The sequence below is a fragment of the Streptomyces sp. NPDC046909 genome (genome assembly GCF_040644695.1).
Taxonomy (GTDB): Bacteria; Actinomycetota; Actinomycetes; order Streptomycetales; family Streptomycetaceae; genus Streptomyces.
This window is the reverse complement of the sequence record NZ_JBEYXC010000013.1, coordinates 55123-71086: the sequence shown is the minus strand read 5'-3', so window position 1 is coordinate 71086 and position 15964 is coordinate 55123. Positions and strand designations below refer to the sequence as shown.

Sequence of the window (15964 nt, the reverse complement as noted above, 5' to 3'; positions counted from 1 at the left end):
GGTGACTCGTACGCGTTCTAGCTGAACGGAGCTGTGATGCAGGACGTCTCCACCCTGGTGGCCCAGGCCAGGGAAGGCCGGCCACGGGCCGTGGCCCGGCTGATCTCCCTCGTGGAGGGGGCGTCCCCGCAGCTGCGTGAGGTCATGGCGGCCCTGGCCCCGCTCACGGGCAACGCCTACGTCGTCGGCCTCACCGGCTCACCCGGCGTCGGCAAGTCCACCTCGACCTCCGCACTCGTCACCGCGTACCGCAAGCAGGGCAAGCGGGTCGGCGTCCTGGCCGTCGACCCGTCCTCGCCCTTCTCCGGCGGCGCCCTGCTCGGCGACCGGGTACGGATGTCGGACCACGCCTCCGACCCCGGCGTCTACATCCGCTCCATGGCCACGCGCGGCCACCTCGGCGGACTGGCGTGGGCCGCCCCCCAGGCGATCCGTGTCCTCGACGCGGCGGGCTGCGACATCGTCCTCGTCGAGACGGTCGGCGTCGGGCAGTCGGAGGTCGAGATCGCCTCCCAGGCCGACACCTCCGTCGTCCTCCTCGCCCCCGGCATGGGCGACGGCATCCAGGCCGCCAAGGCCGGAATCCTGGAGATCGGCGACGTCTACGTCGTCAACAAGGCCGACCGGGACGGGGCCGACGCCACCGCCCGCGAGCTCAACCACATGCTGGGCCTCGGCGAGTCCCGCGGCCCCGGCGACTGGCGCCCGCCGATCGTGAAGACGGTCGCCGCGCGCGCGGAGGGTGTCGACGAGGTCGTCGAGGCGCTGGAGAAGCACCGCGCGTGGATGGAGGAGCACGGCGTCCTGGCCGAGCGCCGCCGCGCGCGTGCCGCCCGCGAGGTGGAGACCATCGCCGTCACGGCCCTGCGGCAGCGGATCGGCGACCTGCACGGGGACCGCCGGCTCGACACCCTCGCGGAGAAGATCGTCGCCGGTGAACTGGACCCCTACCGGGCCTCGGACGAACTGGTGACGGGCCTGACGCAGGCCTGAGCCGGGCCGGATCCCGGCCTCGGCCCCTCGTCAACCCCCGGACGCCGCTGATACGTTGATCCACATGTTCCTCCTCCTGGCATAGAGCGCACACCGAGCCGAGGTCGAGCCCACCGCTCCCTCGGCTCCTCGGTGTCCCCTCTTCCGCCTCTTCTCCGAGGAACCCACCATGTCCGCGTCCTACGCGCGCGTGCTGCGCCTCCCGCATGCCCGCCGCACCTTCGCCGCCGCCCTGACCGGCAGGCTCTCCTACGGCATCGTCCCGCTGTCCGTGATGCTCTCCGTCACCCGCGCCTCCGGCTCGTACGCCGTCGCGGGCACCGTGATGGCGCTCTTCGGCGGCACCGTCGTCTTCCTGGCCCCCGCGCGGGCCGCCCTGATCGACCGGCACGGCCCGCGCCGCGCACTCGTGCCGCTGCTCGTCGCCTATACGTCCTCGCTGGCCCTGCTGACCGCGGCCGTCTGGCGTCCGGGCGCACCCGCGTACCTCTTGGGCGCCCTCACCGCCCTCGCGGGGGCCTGCGTACCGCCGCTCGGACCGACCATGCGGACCGTCTGGGGCCGGCTCGCCCCGGACCGGGCGCTGCTGCAACGGGCCTACAGCCTCGACGCCGTCGCCGAGGAACTCCTCTTCGTCACCGGGCCGCTGCTGGTGGGGGTGCTGGTCGGGGTCGCCGTGCCCGCGGCCGGGATCGTCGTGGGCGCAGTGCTGATGGTGGCCGGGGCGGTGGGGTTCGTGTCGTCACCGGCGGTGCGGGACATGGCACCCGCCGGGGGCGCCGGGACGTCCGCTCACGGCAAGGCCGGCCGACCCGTGCTGCGGCGCATCGCCCGGCCCGTCACCGCCGCCCTGGCCGTCGGCGTCGCGCTCGGCGTGCTCGACCTGCTGGTCGTGGTGTTCGCCGAGCGGCATCACCACAGCGGGGCGAGCGTGGCCTGGGTACTGGCCGCGCTCTCCGCCGGAAGCGCCGTCGGCGGCCTGCTCAACGGAGCCGTCGACTGGCGTACGCCCGCCCCGACCCGGCTCGCCCTGCTCACGGCGGGCCTCGGCGCCGCACTGCTCGGCGCCGCTCTCGCCCCGGGCCTCGGCCTCCTCACCCTGACCATGACGATCGCCGGACTCTTCGTCTCGCCCGCCATCACCACCGCCTACCTCATCGCCGACGAAAGGGTCACCGACGAGGCGCGCACCCGGGCCGGCGCCTGGGTCAACACGGCGATCAACGCCGGGAGCACGGCGGGAACGGCGGCGGCCGGTGTTCTCGCCGGGCGCCTTCCGGTCGCCGTGTGCTTCGCGCTGGCCGGCGCGGCCGTCGTACTGGTGGCGCCGATCGCGGCGAAGGGCGCCCGGGGGAAGGGCGCCCTTCGGGCCGGTACGGCCGCGGTGGAGGAGAGGGAGGTCAGTCGTCCTGGTCCTGGGTGAGCTCGCCCGTGTCCAGGGCGGCTTTCCACTCCGAGGCCGTGCCGCCCTTCACCGTCTCCACCGACCAGGCCACGGTGCCGTGGTCGTCGTCGGCGCCGATCTCGGTGACCGTGCCCTTCGCCGCGGCCGCCAGGGCGACCTCGCGGGCGTCGAACGCGGCGCCCTTCAGCGCGGCCAGCTCGGCGCGGTCGTCGGCGTCGTCGTCCTCGTCGGTGTCGCGGTGCGCGCCGAGGACCTTGCCGGTGTCCGAGGCGACCTCGACGCCGTACTCGGTGCCGTCGCCCTTCACCACGTCCACGTCCCAGGTGCAGGCGTCACGGCCGTCGTCGTCCAGCTCGGCGGAGACGACGGTGCCCGGCGTGTGCTTCAGGGCGGCGGCGATGGCGTCGGCGGCGGTGACGTTCGCGGCGCTGACCGTCGTACGGTCCTCGGAGTCCGTACGGTCGTCGGCGTCGTCCGTGTCGTCGTCCCGGTCGGCCACCACCTGTGTGCCGGTGCCGGTGCCGGTGCCGGTGGCCGTGTGCCGCTGGGTCGCCGTCTCGTCGTCGCCCGCCGCGAAGGCCGCGACGGTGCCGCCGGTGGCGAGGACGGCGGCGGTGAGGGTGGCGATGACGATGTTCCGCTTCATGGAGATTCCTGCCTCTTCAGTCGACTTGGATCGGCTTTCAGCGATTCGCTCGCTTTCGACATGACCCAACATCGCCGACCGACGCTGAGCGGAACCTGAAGCCACCTGAAGGGATCTTCAGCTTCGCTTTGCGACCCTTTACCCATGCGCCTGTTGATCGTGGAGGACGAGAAGCGGCTGGCCCTGTCGCTCGCGAAGGGGCTGGCCGCCGAGGGATACGCCGTGGATGTCGTCCACGACGGCCGGGAGGGCCTGCACCGGGCCTCCGAGGGGGCGTACGACCTCGTGATCCTCGACATCATGCTGCCGGGCCTCAACGGCTACAAGGTCTGCGGCGCCCTGCGCGCGGCCGGGCACGACGTGCCGATCCTGATGCTCACCGCCAAGGACGGCGAGTACGACGAGGCGGAGGGCCTGGACACCGGCGCGGACGACTACCTGACCAAGCCGTTCTCGTACGTCGTCCTCGTCGCCCGCGTCAAAGCGCTGCTGCGGCGGCGTGCGCAGGGCGGCGCCGGGGCCTCGCCCGTGCTCGTGCACGGCGACCTCAAGGTGGACAGCGCGGCCCGCCGGGTCTTCCTCGGGGAGGGCGAAGTCACCCTCACCGCCAAGGAGTTCGCGGTCCTGGAGCAGCTCGTCACGCGGCCCGGCGAGGTCGTGTCCAAGGCGCACATCCTGGAGCACGTCTGGGACTTCGCCTACGACGGCGACCCCAACATCGTCGAGGTCTACATCAGCACCCTGCGCCGCAAACTGCGCGCCGGGCTCATCAAGACGGTCCGCGGCGCGGGATACCGGCTGGAGACGGAACGATGAGACGCCTCTTCGGGTCGGTACGGGCGCGGGCGACGCTCGGGGCCGCGCTCGTCGTGGCCGTGGCGCTGGCGATGGCCGGGGCGGCCGTACTGCTGTCGCTGCGGTCCAACCTCATCGACCAGGCGGACACCCAGGCGGAGCGTTCGGCGCGCAGCGTCGCCGGGCTGCTCTCGAACGGGACGGCGTACGACAAGCTGGACCTGGACGAGGACAACCCGGTGCAGGTCGTCGCCGCGAACGGCACGCTGCTCGCGGTCAGCGACGGTCTGGAGGAGATCAGCGGCACGGCGACCGACGCGGTGAAGCCGGTGGCGTCGGCCGGCGGTACGGGTGACTCCGGTGACGGCGACTCCGACGACGACGCGGATGACTCGGATGGCGACACCGCACTCGAACCCGGCGAGATCGACGACGAGGCCACGTTCACCGACGGCACCGCGACCGTCGAGGGCGAGACCTCCGACTACCGCTTCGCCGCCCTCCAGGTGGAGACGCGGGACGGGGACCGGCTGACCGTCTACGCCGGTGAGTCCCTGGAGACCGAGGAGAGCGCCGTGAACACCGCGCTCACCGTCATGCTGATCGGCTTCCCGCTGCTGCTCGGCGTCGTCGCGGCGGCGACCTGGCTCGTCACCCGCCGCGCCCTGCGCCCCGTCGAGGGCATCCGCCGCGAGATGGCCGCGATCACCGCCTCCGAGGACCTGGCCCGCCGGGTGCCCGAGCCGGACACCCACGACGAGGTGGCCCGCCTCGCCCGCACCACCAACCAGACGCTGGCCGCCCTGGAGACCTCCGTGGAGCGGCAGCGCCGGTTCGTCGCCGATGCCTCGCACGAGCTGCGCAGCCCGATCGCGTCCCTGCGCACCCAGCTCGAAGTGGGCGCCGCACACCCGGAGTTGCTGGATGTACCGGGCGCGGTCGAGGACACCGTACGACTTCAGCGGCTCGCCGCCGATCTGTTGCTGCTCGCCCGGCTGGACGCGGGGGAGGGGCCCGGGGCCACGCGGCTCGACCTCGCGGAGGTGGCGCGGCGGGAGGCGCGGGGGCGGGACGGTGTGACGGTGGAGGCTTCCGAGGGTGTGGAATCCGAGGGTGTGGAAGTGGCGGGGTCCCGGGGGCAGTTGGAGCGGGTGATCGGCAATCTGCTCGACAACGGTCAGCGGCACGCCCGTTCGGCGGTCACGGTGAGCGTGCGGCGGGACGGGGCGTGGGCGGTCGTGGAGGTCGCCGACGACGGGGACGGGGTGCCCGGGGCCGACCGGGAGCGGATCTTCGAGCGGTTCGTACGGCTCGACGAGGCGCGCAGCCGGGACGACGGCGGTGCCGGGCTCGGGCTGGCCATCGCCCGGGACGTGGCCGCCCGCCATGGCGGCACGCTCACGGTCCGTGACGCGCCGGCAGGCGGAGCCCTGTTCGAACTCCGCCTGCCGCTCGCCGTCTGACCAGGTGGGTTATGGACGCCCGCGCTGTCCGCGCAGGTGCTCCGCGATGGGCTTGAGGGACTTGTCGAGCTCCGCCATGGAGTCGGGGTTCAGCAGATCGATGAAGTGCCGCCGCACGGACGCCACGTGGTGTGGCGCGACCTTCTTCATCGTCTCCATGCCGTGCTCGGTCAGGACCGCGTACAGACCGCGGCGGTCCGACTCGCAGTTCTCCCGGCGCACCAGGTCCGCGTTCTCCATGCGGGTGATCTGGTGCGAGAGGCGGCTCTTGGACTGGAGGGTGGCGGACGCGAGGTCGCTCATCCGCAGTCGTACATCCTCCGCCTCGGAGAGATTCACCAGGATCTCGTAGTCGTTCATTGTCAGGCCGAACGGCTGCAGGTCCTTTTCGAGCTGGTACGTCAACAGCCTGTTGACCTCCAGGTGGGTGCGCCAGGCGCACTGCTCCGCATCGGTCAGCCAGCGCGTGGCCGTCTCGGTCTCCATGAATGAAGTCTACCTAAGAAGTTGAAAGGCGAACTAGTGAGGGTTTTGATGTGACGGCGTGCACACGTTCGACGTCACACTCCGCAGACTACCGCTCACAGCCCGAAGCGACGCTGGAGGTCTCCCAGCTGTCCGGGAAGGCGCGGTACCCCGGGCTGCTGTGCGGGGCCTGTGGACGGTACCCCGGAACCAGGGACTCCGGCCTGCTGCGGGACCGCGCCCGTGGCCTGCTCCGCCATGAGCACCTCGGACGATTGCAGCAGCACGGTTCCGGCTCCCACGAACTCGAACTGATGCTCCTCCCCGGAGGCCCCGCCGAGGCCCGTCATCGCACGTAGACCGCCCATCAGGCCGGTCATGTAACCGTGGTCGTAGTGATGGCACGGCGACGGACAGTCGGCCCAGCCGACCAGCGCCTGCGGGTCCACCCTGATCGGCGGTTCCATGAACACCACCGGACCGTTAGATGCGGCCACGAACTTTCCGGTTCCGATCAGGGTCAGAAAACCCGGCACGATCGATTGCTTGAGCGCGAGACTTGGCTGAAAAGCGAGGAGGTTGCCCGAGCGAATGGTCAGGTTGCCGTCTTCAAGGTCGTACGAGTTCACGTCGAAGGCCCGGTCGGCGAGGAGCATCTTGCCCGAGCCCTCGGCCACGACCCAGTCGCTCGCGTGCAGAGGCGAATGGAAGGACGTACGGACAAGTCGGTCCAGTCGCCCGTGCCCGATGCCGTTGAAGTCGATCGAGCCGTAGTAGGCGATCATCTTCCCCTTCTGCAGGAACCACTGGCTCCCCTTGAGCTCCACGCAGAAGGTGTACTTGTTGACGTTGTCGTCGACGGGCAGCGTCGCGGGGTCGTACACGGTCGGCCCCGCGCCCGGGTAGGTGCTCACAGCTTCTCCTCCGAGGCCTGGACGTACACCGCTCCGTTGCCGCTGAGCTCCAGCTGGAAGGCCTCGCCGGAGCCGCGGCCCACCATGTCGCGCCAGCCGAGCGCCGTCGACAGCTTGTTGCGGACGTCCCCGTGGTGGGCGACATAGGCCTGCGGGTCGACATGGACCGGGCGCTGGGGGGTGATGGGGAGCTCGATGACACCGCCGTGGGCCATCACGGCCACCGAGCCGTGGCCCTTGAGGGTGGTGGTGAACAGGCCCTGCCCGGTGACCTGGCCCCGGACCATGCCCATGACGCCGCCCTGCGAGCCCATGAACATCGTGCCCTGGTTGAGGGTGCCCTCGAAGGCGAGGAGCCGGTCGGCCTCGACGTACAGGGTGTCGCCGGTGAGGTTGATCACCTGGACGTGATGGCCGCCGTGCCCGAACAGCACGGTCCCGCTGCCCTCCACGGTCATCAGCGGAGTCGCCTCGTTGGCGACCCGGCGGCCGATCATCGACATGATCCCGCCCTGACCGCCGCTCATGTTGGGTGTGAAGGACACCTCGCCCTTGTAGGCGAGCATGGCGCCGCGCTGGCTGAACAGGCGCTGGCCGGGCATGACGGTCGCCTCGACCATCTTCGAGTTGAGTTCCCGGAAGGCCATGTCAGACGTCCCCCGCGATCGTGTTGCGCTCGCTGGGCTGTACGTACACCAGACCGTCCCCCTCGAAGCGGATCTGGAAGGCCTCGCCGCCGCCCTCTCCCATGAAGGTGCGGAAGGTCACACCGGACTGGAAGGACTGCCGGAGGTTGCCCTGGTGGGCGATGTACGCCCCCGGGTCCACACTCAGCGGGTACTGCGGGCTGACCCGCAGCACCACGGCCGGGCCGTCCGAGGTGATCGCCGCCTGTCCGTGGCCCTCGACGGTGGTCGTGAACAGTCCGTTGCCCTGTGAGGCGCCGCGCAGGCCGGTGAAGCTCGTGCCTGTCCTGAGGCCGCCGTCGGTCGCGAGCAGGTTGCTCGACTCCACGTAGAGCTTGTCGCCCTGGAGGCCGACGAGGTTGATCTCGGAGGCGCGGTCGGCGAACCAGCAGGTGCCCTGGCCTCTCACCTCCATCACCGTCATCTGCTCACCGGTGATCCGCCGGGTCACCATTCCCCGGATGCCCTCACCGCCGCCGCTGAGCTTCTTGAACGCCATCTGTCCGTCGTACGCGACCATCGAGCCGTTCTTCGCCTTCACGAAGTCCCCGGTCATCTCGACGGCTAGCACCTTGGTGCCTTGAAGTCGGAACATCGCCACGGGGTGACGGTAGCCCGGTGAAAGGCCTTGCCGACAGGGTCCGTGGGTGGAGACGGACCCTGAGAACGGGTGGAGGGGGACCCTGAGATCGGCTTCGGGGCTCGGGGGTGTGTGCGGGTTCGGTGGGGGCGGGCGTTTTGCGCAGTTCCCCGCGCCCCTGGGTGCCTGCGGCGCAGCCGCGGGCTCGGTGGGGGCTGGTGGAGCGCGTCGGGGGCGGTGGGTGGGTCGGGGCCGGGGTGGGGGGTGTCCGTCCTCGGTCCGGCGGCTCGGTCTGTCGGGATGTGCTGGATGACGGACGCCGGCCGCTGCGGGCGGACACCCCCCACCCCGGCCCCTGCGCGCCGTACGCGGCTCGCGGCTCGTGGCCCCCCTGCCCGGATGCCGTCGGGCGTTTGCCACAATGGACGAACGTTTGTGCACGCATTCACAAAGCGTCGATGCCTCTCCACCGAAGGTGACCTGTGGACCTCAAGACCGCCGGCGCCCTGCGCCGCCTCCGCCTCGTCTCCGCCCCCGAGGCGGTCTCGTTCCTCCTTCTGCTCGTCTGCTCGGTGCTGAAGCGGACCACGGACTTCAACGCGGTGCCCGTGATGGGCATGGTCCACGGCGTCCTCTTCATCCTGTACGTGATCTTCTGGGCGGACGCCTGGAGCCGGGCGAAGTGGTCCCTCGGTACCGCCGCCCTCTACTTCGTCCTCTCGGTCCTGCCCACCGGCGGCTTCTTCGCCGAGCGCAAGCTGCGCCGTGAGGCCGAGGACGCGGTCATCGCCTCCCGTGCCCGGCAGGAGCAGGCGGTGAAGACCTCGTGATCGTCGCCTTCTCGGTCACCCCGCTCGGGGTCGGCGAGGACGTCGGGGAGTACGTCGCCGACGCCGTGCGTGTCGTCCGTGAGTCGGGCCTGCCCAACCGCACCGACGCGATGTTCACCTCCATCGAGGGCGACTGGGACGAGGTCATGGACGTCGTGAAGCGTGCCGTCGCCGCGGTCGAGGCGCGCGCCCCGCGCGTGTCACTCGTCCTCAAGGCGGACATCCGTCCCGGTGTCACGGACGGTCTCAGCTCGAAGGTGGCGACTGTGGAGCGGCACCTCCTCGCCGAGTAGGCGCGGCGAGAGTACGTACCTGCGCCCAGTGAACCCCGGTCCCGCGCGGACCGGGGTTTTCTTGTGTCCCATGTTTGAGCGATCGCTCAAAGAGGTGTACGGTCCCGTTCATAAGGTTTGAGCAGTCGCTCAAAAAATACTGAGGGCACTGAGAAGAGCAGCTCACAGGGGGATTCGCATGGGGCAGTACAAGGGGCTCTACGTCGAGGCACGGATTCACGCCGATCTCGATGACCTCTGGATCCGCACCCAGGACCCGGGCCAGCACCAGCGCTGGGACCTCCGCTTCAGCGAGATCGACTACCTCGCGCGCGTGGAGGGGGAGCCGCAGCGCTTCCGGTACGCCACTCGTGTCCTGCCCGGCCTCACGATCGCCGGGACCGGAGTCTCGGCGGGGGAGAAGGAACGTCCGGACGGCACCCGCACCTCTGCGCTCCGCTTCAGCTCGCCGCATCCGTTGTCGCTGCTGGCCGAGGGCAGCGGTTACTGGCGTTACGTCCCCGACGGCGAGGGAGTGCGCTTTCTCACGGGGTACGACTACCGCCCGCGGTGGGGCGTGTTCGGCGCGGTGGCCGACCGTTGCGTGTTCCGCCCGCTGATGGGGTGGGCGACGGCGTGGTCCTTCGACCGGCTGAGGCTGTGGCTGGAGCAGGGCATCAGCCCCGAACGGGCGCGCCTGAACTGGCTGGTGGAACTGTTCGTCCGGTCCCTGACCCTGATGGCGACCGGTGCGGGTCTCGTCGCGGAATCCGTACTCCCCGCCTTCGGGCCGCTCGCCGTGCTGATGGCGTTCTGCTGGCCCCTGCTCCTGACGGTCGCGTTCTTCACGGCCCTCTGCGCACCGCCGCTCCCCTGCACCCCCGCGGCCCGCCGCTGCCTCCGCCGGCCTCCCAGCCGGGCCCGGGCCCCTCGCCTCCTGCGCACCCTGGAGATGCCGCGATGACCTCGATCTTCCGTACGGTGATGGGGGCGGCCTTCGAAGACCTCCACCCTCAGCTCCAGCGCCGCTTCTCGGTGGGTCTCGTCAGCGGCGAAGCGTGTGTCGGCCGAGGCGTGATGGACCACATCTGGCACGGCGGCGCCTTCGTGAAGCCCTTCCTCGCCCTCGGCGCCACCCGCAACATCCTCGTCCCGCGCACCGGCCGCAACGTCCCCTTCGTCATCGAGAACGTGCCCTACGCCGACACCTACGGCCGTGAGACGGTGACCTTCGTGCGCACCTTCCACCTCCCCGGCCGGCCCCGCCGCTTCGACGCCCAGATGGTCCTGAGCCCCAAGGGCGACCGCATCCTCGACTACCTCGGCACCCATCAGCACCTGGCCAGCGACCTCCACTTCCACGCCGAGCCGGACGGTTCGCTGCTCATCCGGTCCGGGGAACACCGGTTCCGGGAGGGTGTGGTGGACGTGCGTGTACCGGAGCTGATCGGGGCGACGGCCGAGGTCCGGGAGTCGTACGACGACGCGACGGACCGCTTCCGGATCCAGGTCAGGGTCGTCAACGACTACTTCGGGCCCCTCTTCGGCTACTCGGGCAGCTTCGAGGCGACGTACACGGACATCCGCGCGTGCGGGGTCCGGCGTGGTCTGCGGCCCGTCCGTGAGGAGTCGCGCGCGTGAGTCCGGAGACGGCGAAGTCCGTGGAGACGAAGACGAAGCTTCTCGAAGGGGCCCTGCGGACGCTGGTCGAGCAGGGCATCGCGAAGGCGTCGGCCCGTACGATCGCCTCCGCGGCGGGCGTCAACCAGGCGCTGGTCTTCTACCACTTCGGCTCCGTCGACGAACTCCTCGCGGCGGCCTGCCGATACGGCGCGGAACAGGCGGTGTCCCGCTACCGCCCCCGTTTCGACAAGGTGGGCTCGCTGTCCGAACTCCTGGTGGTGGGACGGCAGATCCATGAAGAGGAGCGCTCCGGGGGTCATGTAGCCCTCCTCGGCCAGCTGTTGGCGGGCGCGCAGACCCATCAGAGCCTCGCGGTGGCCACGGCGGCGGGGCTGGAGTCCTGGATCGTCGAGATCGAGAAGGTCCTGCGGAGGGTGCTCGCCGGGACGCCCTTCGGGGAGTTCACCGATCCGGCGGGGCTGGCGAAGGCGGTCGCCGCGTCCTTCGTGGGCATCGAGCTGTACGAGGGCGTGGACATGCCGGGGGCTACGGCCGCGCTGGATGCGTTGGAGCAACTAGGCGTCCTTGTCGCCGCGTTGGAGGAACTCGGGCCGGTGGCCCAGCGGGCGGTACGCCACCACTTGCGCCGCACGACCCGCCGCTGACCTGTCCTTTCCTCGCCCCCGCCGCCCCTACCCGTCCCATCCCCAGGGGCTGCCGCCCCTTCAACCCCGCCGCTCCCTGGGGGCTGCGCCCCCAGACCCCGCCTTTTCGGCCCTGAAGGGGCCTCGTCCTCAAACGCCGGACGGGCTGAAGTTACCTGGGCCGGCGTCGAGAAGCTCAGCCCTCAGCGGGTGGGTGGGGGATAGGGATGGCAAAGCCCCGGCCTCAAACGCCGGACGGGCTGAAGTTAACTGGGCCGGCAGCGAGAAGCTCAGCCCCCAGCGGGTGGGTGGGGGGATCGGGACGGCAAAGCCCCGGCCCCGGACGCCGAACCGGCTGAGAAGCCTGGACCGGCGTTGAGCAGCTCGGCCGCCAGCGGGTGGGTGGGGGTTCGGGACGGCCTGACCTCCGCCCGGAGGTCGGACGGGCTGAACAATGCGGACCGGACCGGCGTCGATTGGCTCGCCCGGCCCCAGGCGGGACGCCACCCGCACCGGCGCAACGGCGAGCAGGGGACGTGTCGGGGGGTGTCCGCCCGCAGCGGCGGGCGTCAAGCGCCGCGCACCCCTCAAGAGACCGAGCCGCCCGACCGAGGACGGACACCCCCCGGCGCGGCCCCGACCCCCAACGCAACGGTGGTGCGCGACGCGAACCCCCACTGGACCCGAGCAGGCCGCCGCAGGCACTTCAGGGGCGCGGGGAACTGCGCGAACGCCCGCCCCCACCGACCCGCAGATCGTCACGGTCCCACCGCGAACGCCCGCCCCCACCGCCCCGCAGATCATCACCGTCGCGCCGCCGGAGGCGCCCGCACACCCACCTGGACCCCCCCAGTTCGACACGCCCGGGAATCTCCACTTGTGTGTGGATATCGGCTCGTTCGAAAACTGGAGGGCGCTGTGCGGCCGGAGGGCTACGACTACGACACCCACAGCCGACTTGCCGGACCGCTCACGGAGCCGTCCGCCGAGGACTACCGGGTGCAGTACACCTCACTCCTCTCGGGCGAGCCGCATCGAATACGGGCGATCCTGCTCATGACCCTCGCGCCGATCCTCACCGGCGTCCTGCTGGTCTACCTCGTGTGGCCGACCCACTGGGTCGAGCGCGAGGGCGGTGACCGGTGGATGGTCTGGCTCGACATCGCGATGCTGATAGCCATCGGGCTCATCGAGCTGTTCATGGTCGTCAACGTGGCCTCCGTGGCCCACGCGACCCTCGTCGCCCGCGACCCCGTCCCCGTCACCCCCGAACCCGGCACCCGCGTCGCGTTCCTCACGACGTACGTCCCGGGCAAGGAACCCCTCTCCATGGTCCGCGCCACCCTCGAAGGCGCCACGAAGATCACCCACACCGGGCCGCTCGACGTCTGGCTCCTCGACGAGGGAGATGACGAACAGGCGAAAGCCCTCTGCGCCGAACTCGGCGTCCGCCACTTCACCCGCAGCGGCATCCCCGAGTGGAACCGGCCCAAGGGTGTTCACAAGGCCCGTACCAAGCACGGGAACTACAACGCCTGGATCGCGATGCACGGCGGCGACTACGACTTCTTCGCCTCCGTCGACACCGACCACGTCCCGCTCCCCAACTTCCTTGAGCGGATGATGGGTTACTTCAGGGACCCGGACGTCGCGTTCGTCGTCGGACCGCAGGTGTACGGGAATTACCACAACCCCGTCACCAAGGCCGCCGAGTCGCAGCAGTTCCTCTTCCACGCGCTCATCCAGCGCGCCGGCAACCGCTACCGCTCACCCATGTTCGTCGGCACCAACAACGTCGTACGCATCGCCGCCGTCAAGCAGATCGGCGGACTCTACGACTCCATCACCGAGGACATGGCCACCGGCTTCGAGCTCCACCGCCACCGCAACCCGAAGACCCGGCACCACTGGCGCAGCGTCTACACCCCCGACGTACTCGCCGTCGGCGAGGGCCCCGCCTCCTGGACCGACTTCTTCACGCAGCAGATGCGCTGGTCGCGCGGCACGTACGAGACGCTTCTCAAGCAGTACTGGAAGGCTCCGTTCACGATGCCCCCCGGGCGGCTGTTCTCGTACACCCTCATGCTCGTCTACTACCCGATGACGGCCGTCAACTGGTTCCTCGGCATCCTGAGCTGCTTCCTCTTCCTCTGGTTCGGCGCGTCCGGCACCCAAGTCGCCGCCTCCGTATGGCTGATGCTCTACAGCGACGCCGCCGCCCTTCAGATCGGCCTCTACCTCTGGAACCGCCGCCACAACGTCTCGCCCCACGAACCCGAGGGTTCGGGCGGCCTCGCGGGCATGGCGATGTCGGCCCTCTCCGCGCCGATCTACCTGAAGTCCTTCGGGGAAGCCCTCATCCGCCGGCCCAGCCGGTTCGTCGTCACCCCCAAGGGCGCCGACGCCAGCCCCGACCGCCTGCTCACCTTCCGCATCCACCTCTTCTGGGCGACCCTCCTCGCGACCTCCCTCGCCGCCTCGGTCGTCCTGGACCACACGCACGTGGCGATGCGCACCTGGGCGGTCCTGGCGATGGCCATCTCGCTGGCGCCGGTCGCGGTGTGGCTCTCCACGCGGCTGAAGGAACGCCAGGCCCACCGCTCCACGGCCACCGCCACCGCCCGCTCCGTCGACGGCGCCGAGCCCGCCCTCGCCACCACCTCCAGCACCACGACAGGAGGCAACTAGGCCATGGCCTACCAGCCGTCCCAACGCACCAAGAAGACCGTCCTCGGCATCGGCGGCATCGCCATCCTCGCCGGCCTCAACGCCCCGGCCGCACTGGACTTCGCCGGCGAGCAGTACAACGCGTACAAGATCGCCCAGCCCGAGTACAAGGCGAAGTACGGGAGTTGGAACCGCGTCGACATCCCGGAGGAGTACCGCACCAACGCCATCCACGCGGCGCTCCTGCACACCGGCAAGGTGCTCATCGTCGCGGGCTCCGGCAACGAGCAGAAGAAATTCGACGAGGGCTCCTTCGACACCGTCCTCTGGGATCCGGTCGCCAACACGTTCAAGAAGATCCCCACCCCCGACGACTTCTTCTGCTCAGGCCACGCCCAACTCCCCGACGGCCGCCTCCTCGTGGCCGGCGGCACCGCCCGCTACGAGCTCCTCGACGGCGAGGTCGACCGGGCCGGCGGCGGTATGCGGGTGAAGAACGAGAGCCCCGACAAGGCGGTGTTCCTGAAGAAGGGCACCCGTTTCCGCTCGCCCGCCGGGGTCGAGTACGTCACCAAGTTCGACGTCACCGTCCCCAAGGCGAAGAAGTCCTTCAAGGTCACCTACAACGCCCGCGGCGTCATGCAGCCCTGGCAGACCAAGGTGACCGCCGCCGAGGCGCGCGTCTTCGTCGAGGCCGCCGAGAAGGGCCCGATGTCCGTCACCGAGAAGCAGGCCCAGTACGAGATCGTGGGCCTGACCGGCAAGGACGCGGACAACGCCTACGGCCTCTCCGAGAAGATCACCCTCGACAAGCAGGACTTCCAAGGCATCCGCGCCGCCTACGAGTTCGACCCGGTCGCCGAGAAGTACATCCCGGTCGACCCGATGGACAAGGCCCGCTGGTACCCGACCCTCGTCGGCCTCGACGACGGCCGTGTCCTCGCCGTCTCGGGCCTGGACGACGTCGGCGTCATCGACCCCGGCGACAACGAGATCTACGACCCGAAGACCAAGAAGTGGTCACGTGGCCCCAAGCGGTACTTCCCCACGTACCCCGCCCTCTTCCTCACCAAGGGCGGCAAGCTCTTCTACCCGGCCTCCAACGCCGGTTACGGGCCCGCCGACCAAGGCCGCGAGCCCGGCCTCTGGGACCTGAAGACCAACACCTTCACCAAGGTCCCCGGCCTGCGCGACCCCGAGGAGACCGAGACCTCGGCCTCCCTGCTCCTCCCGCCCGCGCAGGACCAGAAGGTCATGATCCTCGGCGGCGGAGGCGTCGGCGAGTCCAAGAAGTCGACCCCGCGCACGGCCGTCGTCGACCTCAAGAAGGACAACCCCGTCTTCGAGGACGGCCCCAACCTCCCGCAGGGCACGCGGTACTTGAACAGCGTGATCATGCCGGACGACACCGTCTTCACCTCGAACGGCTCCGAGGACTACCGCGGCCGCAGCGCCAGCAACATCCTCAAGGCGCAGTTCTACGACCCCAAGGGCAACGTCTTCCACGAGGCCGCGTCCCCGACGGTCGGCCGCAACTACCACTCCGAGGCGCTGCTGCTGCCCGACGGACGGGTCGCCAGCTTCGGCTCCGACCCGCTCTACGACGACCAGCAGAACACCAAGCTCGGCCACTTCGAGCAGCGCATGGAGATCTTCACCCCGCCCGCCCTGCACCGAGGCGGCGCCGACCGCCCCGTACTCAAGGACGGACCGAAGGAACTCGACGAGGACCACCGGGCGACCTTCCGCACCGACGACGCGGACCGGATCACCAAGGCCCGCCTGATGCGGCCCAGCGCGGTGACCCACACCACCGACGTCGAGCAGCGCTCCATCGAACTCGGCGTCACCAAGAACGCCAACGCCGTCACCTTCGACGTACCCAAGGACCCGGCCCTCGTGCCGCCCGGCTGGTACATGCTGTTCGTGACGGACGCGGACGGGACGCCGTCGGAAGCGAAGTGGATCCAGGTGAAGTGAT

The 15964-nt window shown here is 70.3% G+C and carries 16 protein-coding genes; 11 read left to right on the top strand and 5 right to left on the bottom strand.

What is annotated here, in order from left to right; translation table 11 throughout:
* The first annotated feature begins 36 nt into the window (after positions 1–36).
* Both meaB and ABZ928_RS35735 read left to right on the top strand, forming a co-directional pair.
* The gene (gene meaB / locus ABZ928_RS35740) at positions 37–993 is read left to right on the top strand and encodes a methylmalonyl Co-A mutase-associated GTPase MeaB (protein ID WP_361528119.1); all 957 of its coding nucleotides are present in this window, start codon (positions 37–39) and stop codon (positions 991–993) included.
* A gap of 169 nt (positions 994–1162) precedes the next feature.
* Entirely contained in the window at positions 1163–2416 is a 1254-nt protein-coding gene (locus tag ABZ928_RS35735) for an MFS transporter (protein ID WP_361528117.1), read from the top strand.
* On the opposite strand, the gene ABZ928_RS35730 is transcribed toward ABZ928_RS35735, so the two are convergent.
* Complete coding sequence (locus ABZ928_RS35730; RefSeq protein ID WP_361528115.1) at positions 2394–3044, bottom strand: PepSY domain-containing protein; 651 nt, start codon at positions 3042–3044, stop codon at positions 2394–2396. The genes ABZ928_RS35735 and ABZ928_RS35730 overlap by 23 nt on opposite strands.
* Positions 3045–3188: 144 nt before the next feature.
* Here ABZ928_RS35730 and ABZ928_RS35725 point away from each other — a divergent pair, with 144 nt between their 5' ends.
* Both ABZ928_RS35725 and ABZ928_RS35720 read left to right on the top strand, forming a co-directional pair.
* Positions 3189–3860: a response regulator transcription factor gene (locus ABZ928_RS35725; protein WP_361528113.1), complete on the top strand. Its 672-nt coding sequence runs from the start codon at positions 3189–3191 to the stop codon at positions 3858–3860.
* Complete coding sequence (locus tag ABZ928_RS35720; RefSeq protein ID WP_361528111.1) at positions 3857–5302, top strand: ATP-binding protein; 1446 nt, start codon at positions 3857–3859, stop codon at positions 5300–5302. Before ABZ928_RS35725 ends, ABZ928_RS35720 begins: the two co-directional genes overlap by 4 nt.
* A gap of 9 nt (positions 5303–5311) precedes the next feature.
* On the opposite strand, the gene ABZ928_RS35715 is transcribed toward ABZ928_RS35720, so the two are convergent.
* The 4 genes from ABZ928_RS35715 to ABZ928_RS35700 all read right to left on the bottom strand — a co-directional run bounded on the left by ABZ928_RS35715 (position 5312) and on the right by ABZ928_RS35700 (position 7962).
* Positions 5312–5788 (bottom strand): MarR family transcriptional regulator, encoded by a 477-nt coding sequence (locus tag ABZ928_RS35715; protein ID WP_361528109.1) that lies wholly within the window; start codon positions 5786–5788, stop codon positions 5312–5314.
* 95 nt (positions 5789–5883) lie between these two features.
* A complete protein-coding gene (locus ABZ928_RS35710; protein WP_361528107.1) occupies positions 5884–6681 on the bottom strand; it encodes an AIM24 family protein in 798 nt (265 codons plus the stop codon).
* A complete protein-coding gene (locus ABZ928_RS35705; protein ID WP_361528105.1) occupies positions 6678–7328 on the bottom strand; it encodes an AIM24 family protein in 651 nt (216 codons plus the stop codon). The genes ABZ928_RS35710 and ABZ928_RS35705 overlap by 4 nt, the downstream gene beginning before the upstream one ends.
* Before the next feature lies 1 nt (position 7329).
* A complete protein-coding gene (locus tag ABZ928_RS35700; protein WP_361528517.1) occupies positions 7330–7962 on the bottom strand; it encodes an AIM24 family protein in 633 nt (210 codons plus the stop codon).
* Between the two features lie 467 nt (positions 7963–8429).
* Between ABZ928_RS35700 and ABZ928_RS35695 the strand changes: the two genes are divergently transcribed.
* The 7 genes from ABZ928_RS35695 to ABZ928_RS35665 all read left to right on the top strand — a co-directional run bounded on the left by ABZ928_RS35695 (position 8430) and on the right by ABZ928_RS35665 (position 15963).
* On the top strand, positions 8430–8777 hold the full coding sequence (locus tag ABZ928_RS35695; protein WP_361528103.1) for a DUF3817 domain-containing protein: 348 nt from the start codon (positions 8430–8432) through the stop codon (positions 8775–8777).
* A complete protein-coding gene (locus ABZ928_RS35690) occupies positions 8774–9070 on the top strand; it encodes an MTH1187 family thiamine-binding protein (RefSeq protein ID WP_361528101.1) in 297 nt (98 codons plus the stop codon). Before ABZ928_RS35695 ends, ABZ928_RS35690 begins: the two co-directional genes overlap by 4 nt.
* Positions 9071–9248: 178 nt before the next feature.
* Complete coding sequence (locus tag ABZ928_RS35685) at positions 9249–10013, top strand: hypothetical protein (protein WP_361528099.1); 765 nt, start codon at positions 9249–9251, stop codon at positions 10011–10013.
* Positions 10010–10690, top strand: coding sequence for a DUF4166 domain-containing protein (locus ABZ928_RS35680; protein ID WP_361528097.1), 681 nt, complete (start codon positions 10010–10012; stop codon positions 10688–10690). The genes ABZ928_RS35685 and ABZ928_RS35680 overlap by 4 nt, the downstream gene beginning before the upstream one ends.
* Positions 10687–11337: a TetR/AcrR family transcriptional regulator gene (locus ABZ928_RS35675; RefSeq protein ID WP_361528095.1), complete on the top strand. Its 651-nt coding sequence runs from the start codon at positions 10687–10689 to the stop codon at positions 11335–11337. Before ABZ928_RS35680 ends, ABZ928_RS35675 begins: the two co-directional genes overlap by 4 nt.
* 897 nt (positions 11338–12234) lie before the next feature.
* Positions 12235–14004, top strand: coding sequence for a glycosyltransferase family 2 protein (locus ABZ928_RS35670; protein ID WP_361528093.1), 1770 nt, complete (start codon positions 12235–12237; stop codon positions 14002–14004).
* A gap of 3 nt (positions 14005–14007) precedes the next feature.
* Complete coding sequence (locus ABZ928_RS35665) at positions 14008–15963, top strand: kelch motif-containing protein (RefSeq protein ID WP_361528091.1); 1956 nt, start codon at positions 14008–14010, stop codon at positions 15961–15963.
* The last annotated feature ends 1 nt before the right edge of the window (position 15964 follow it).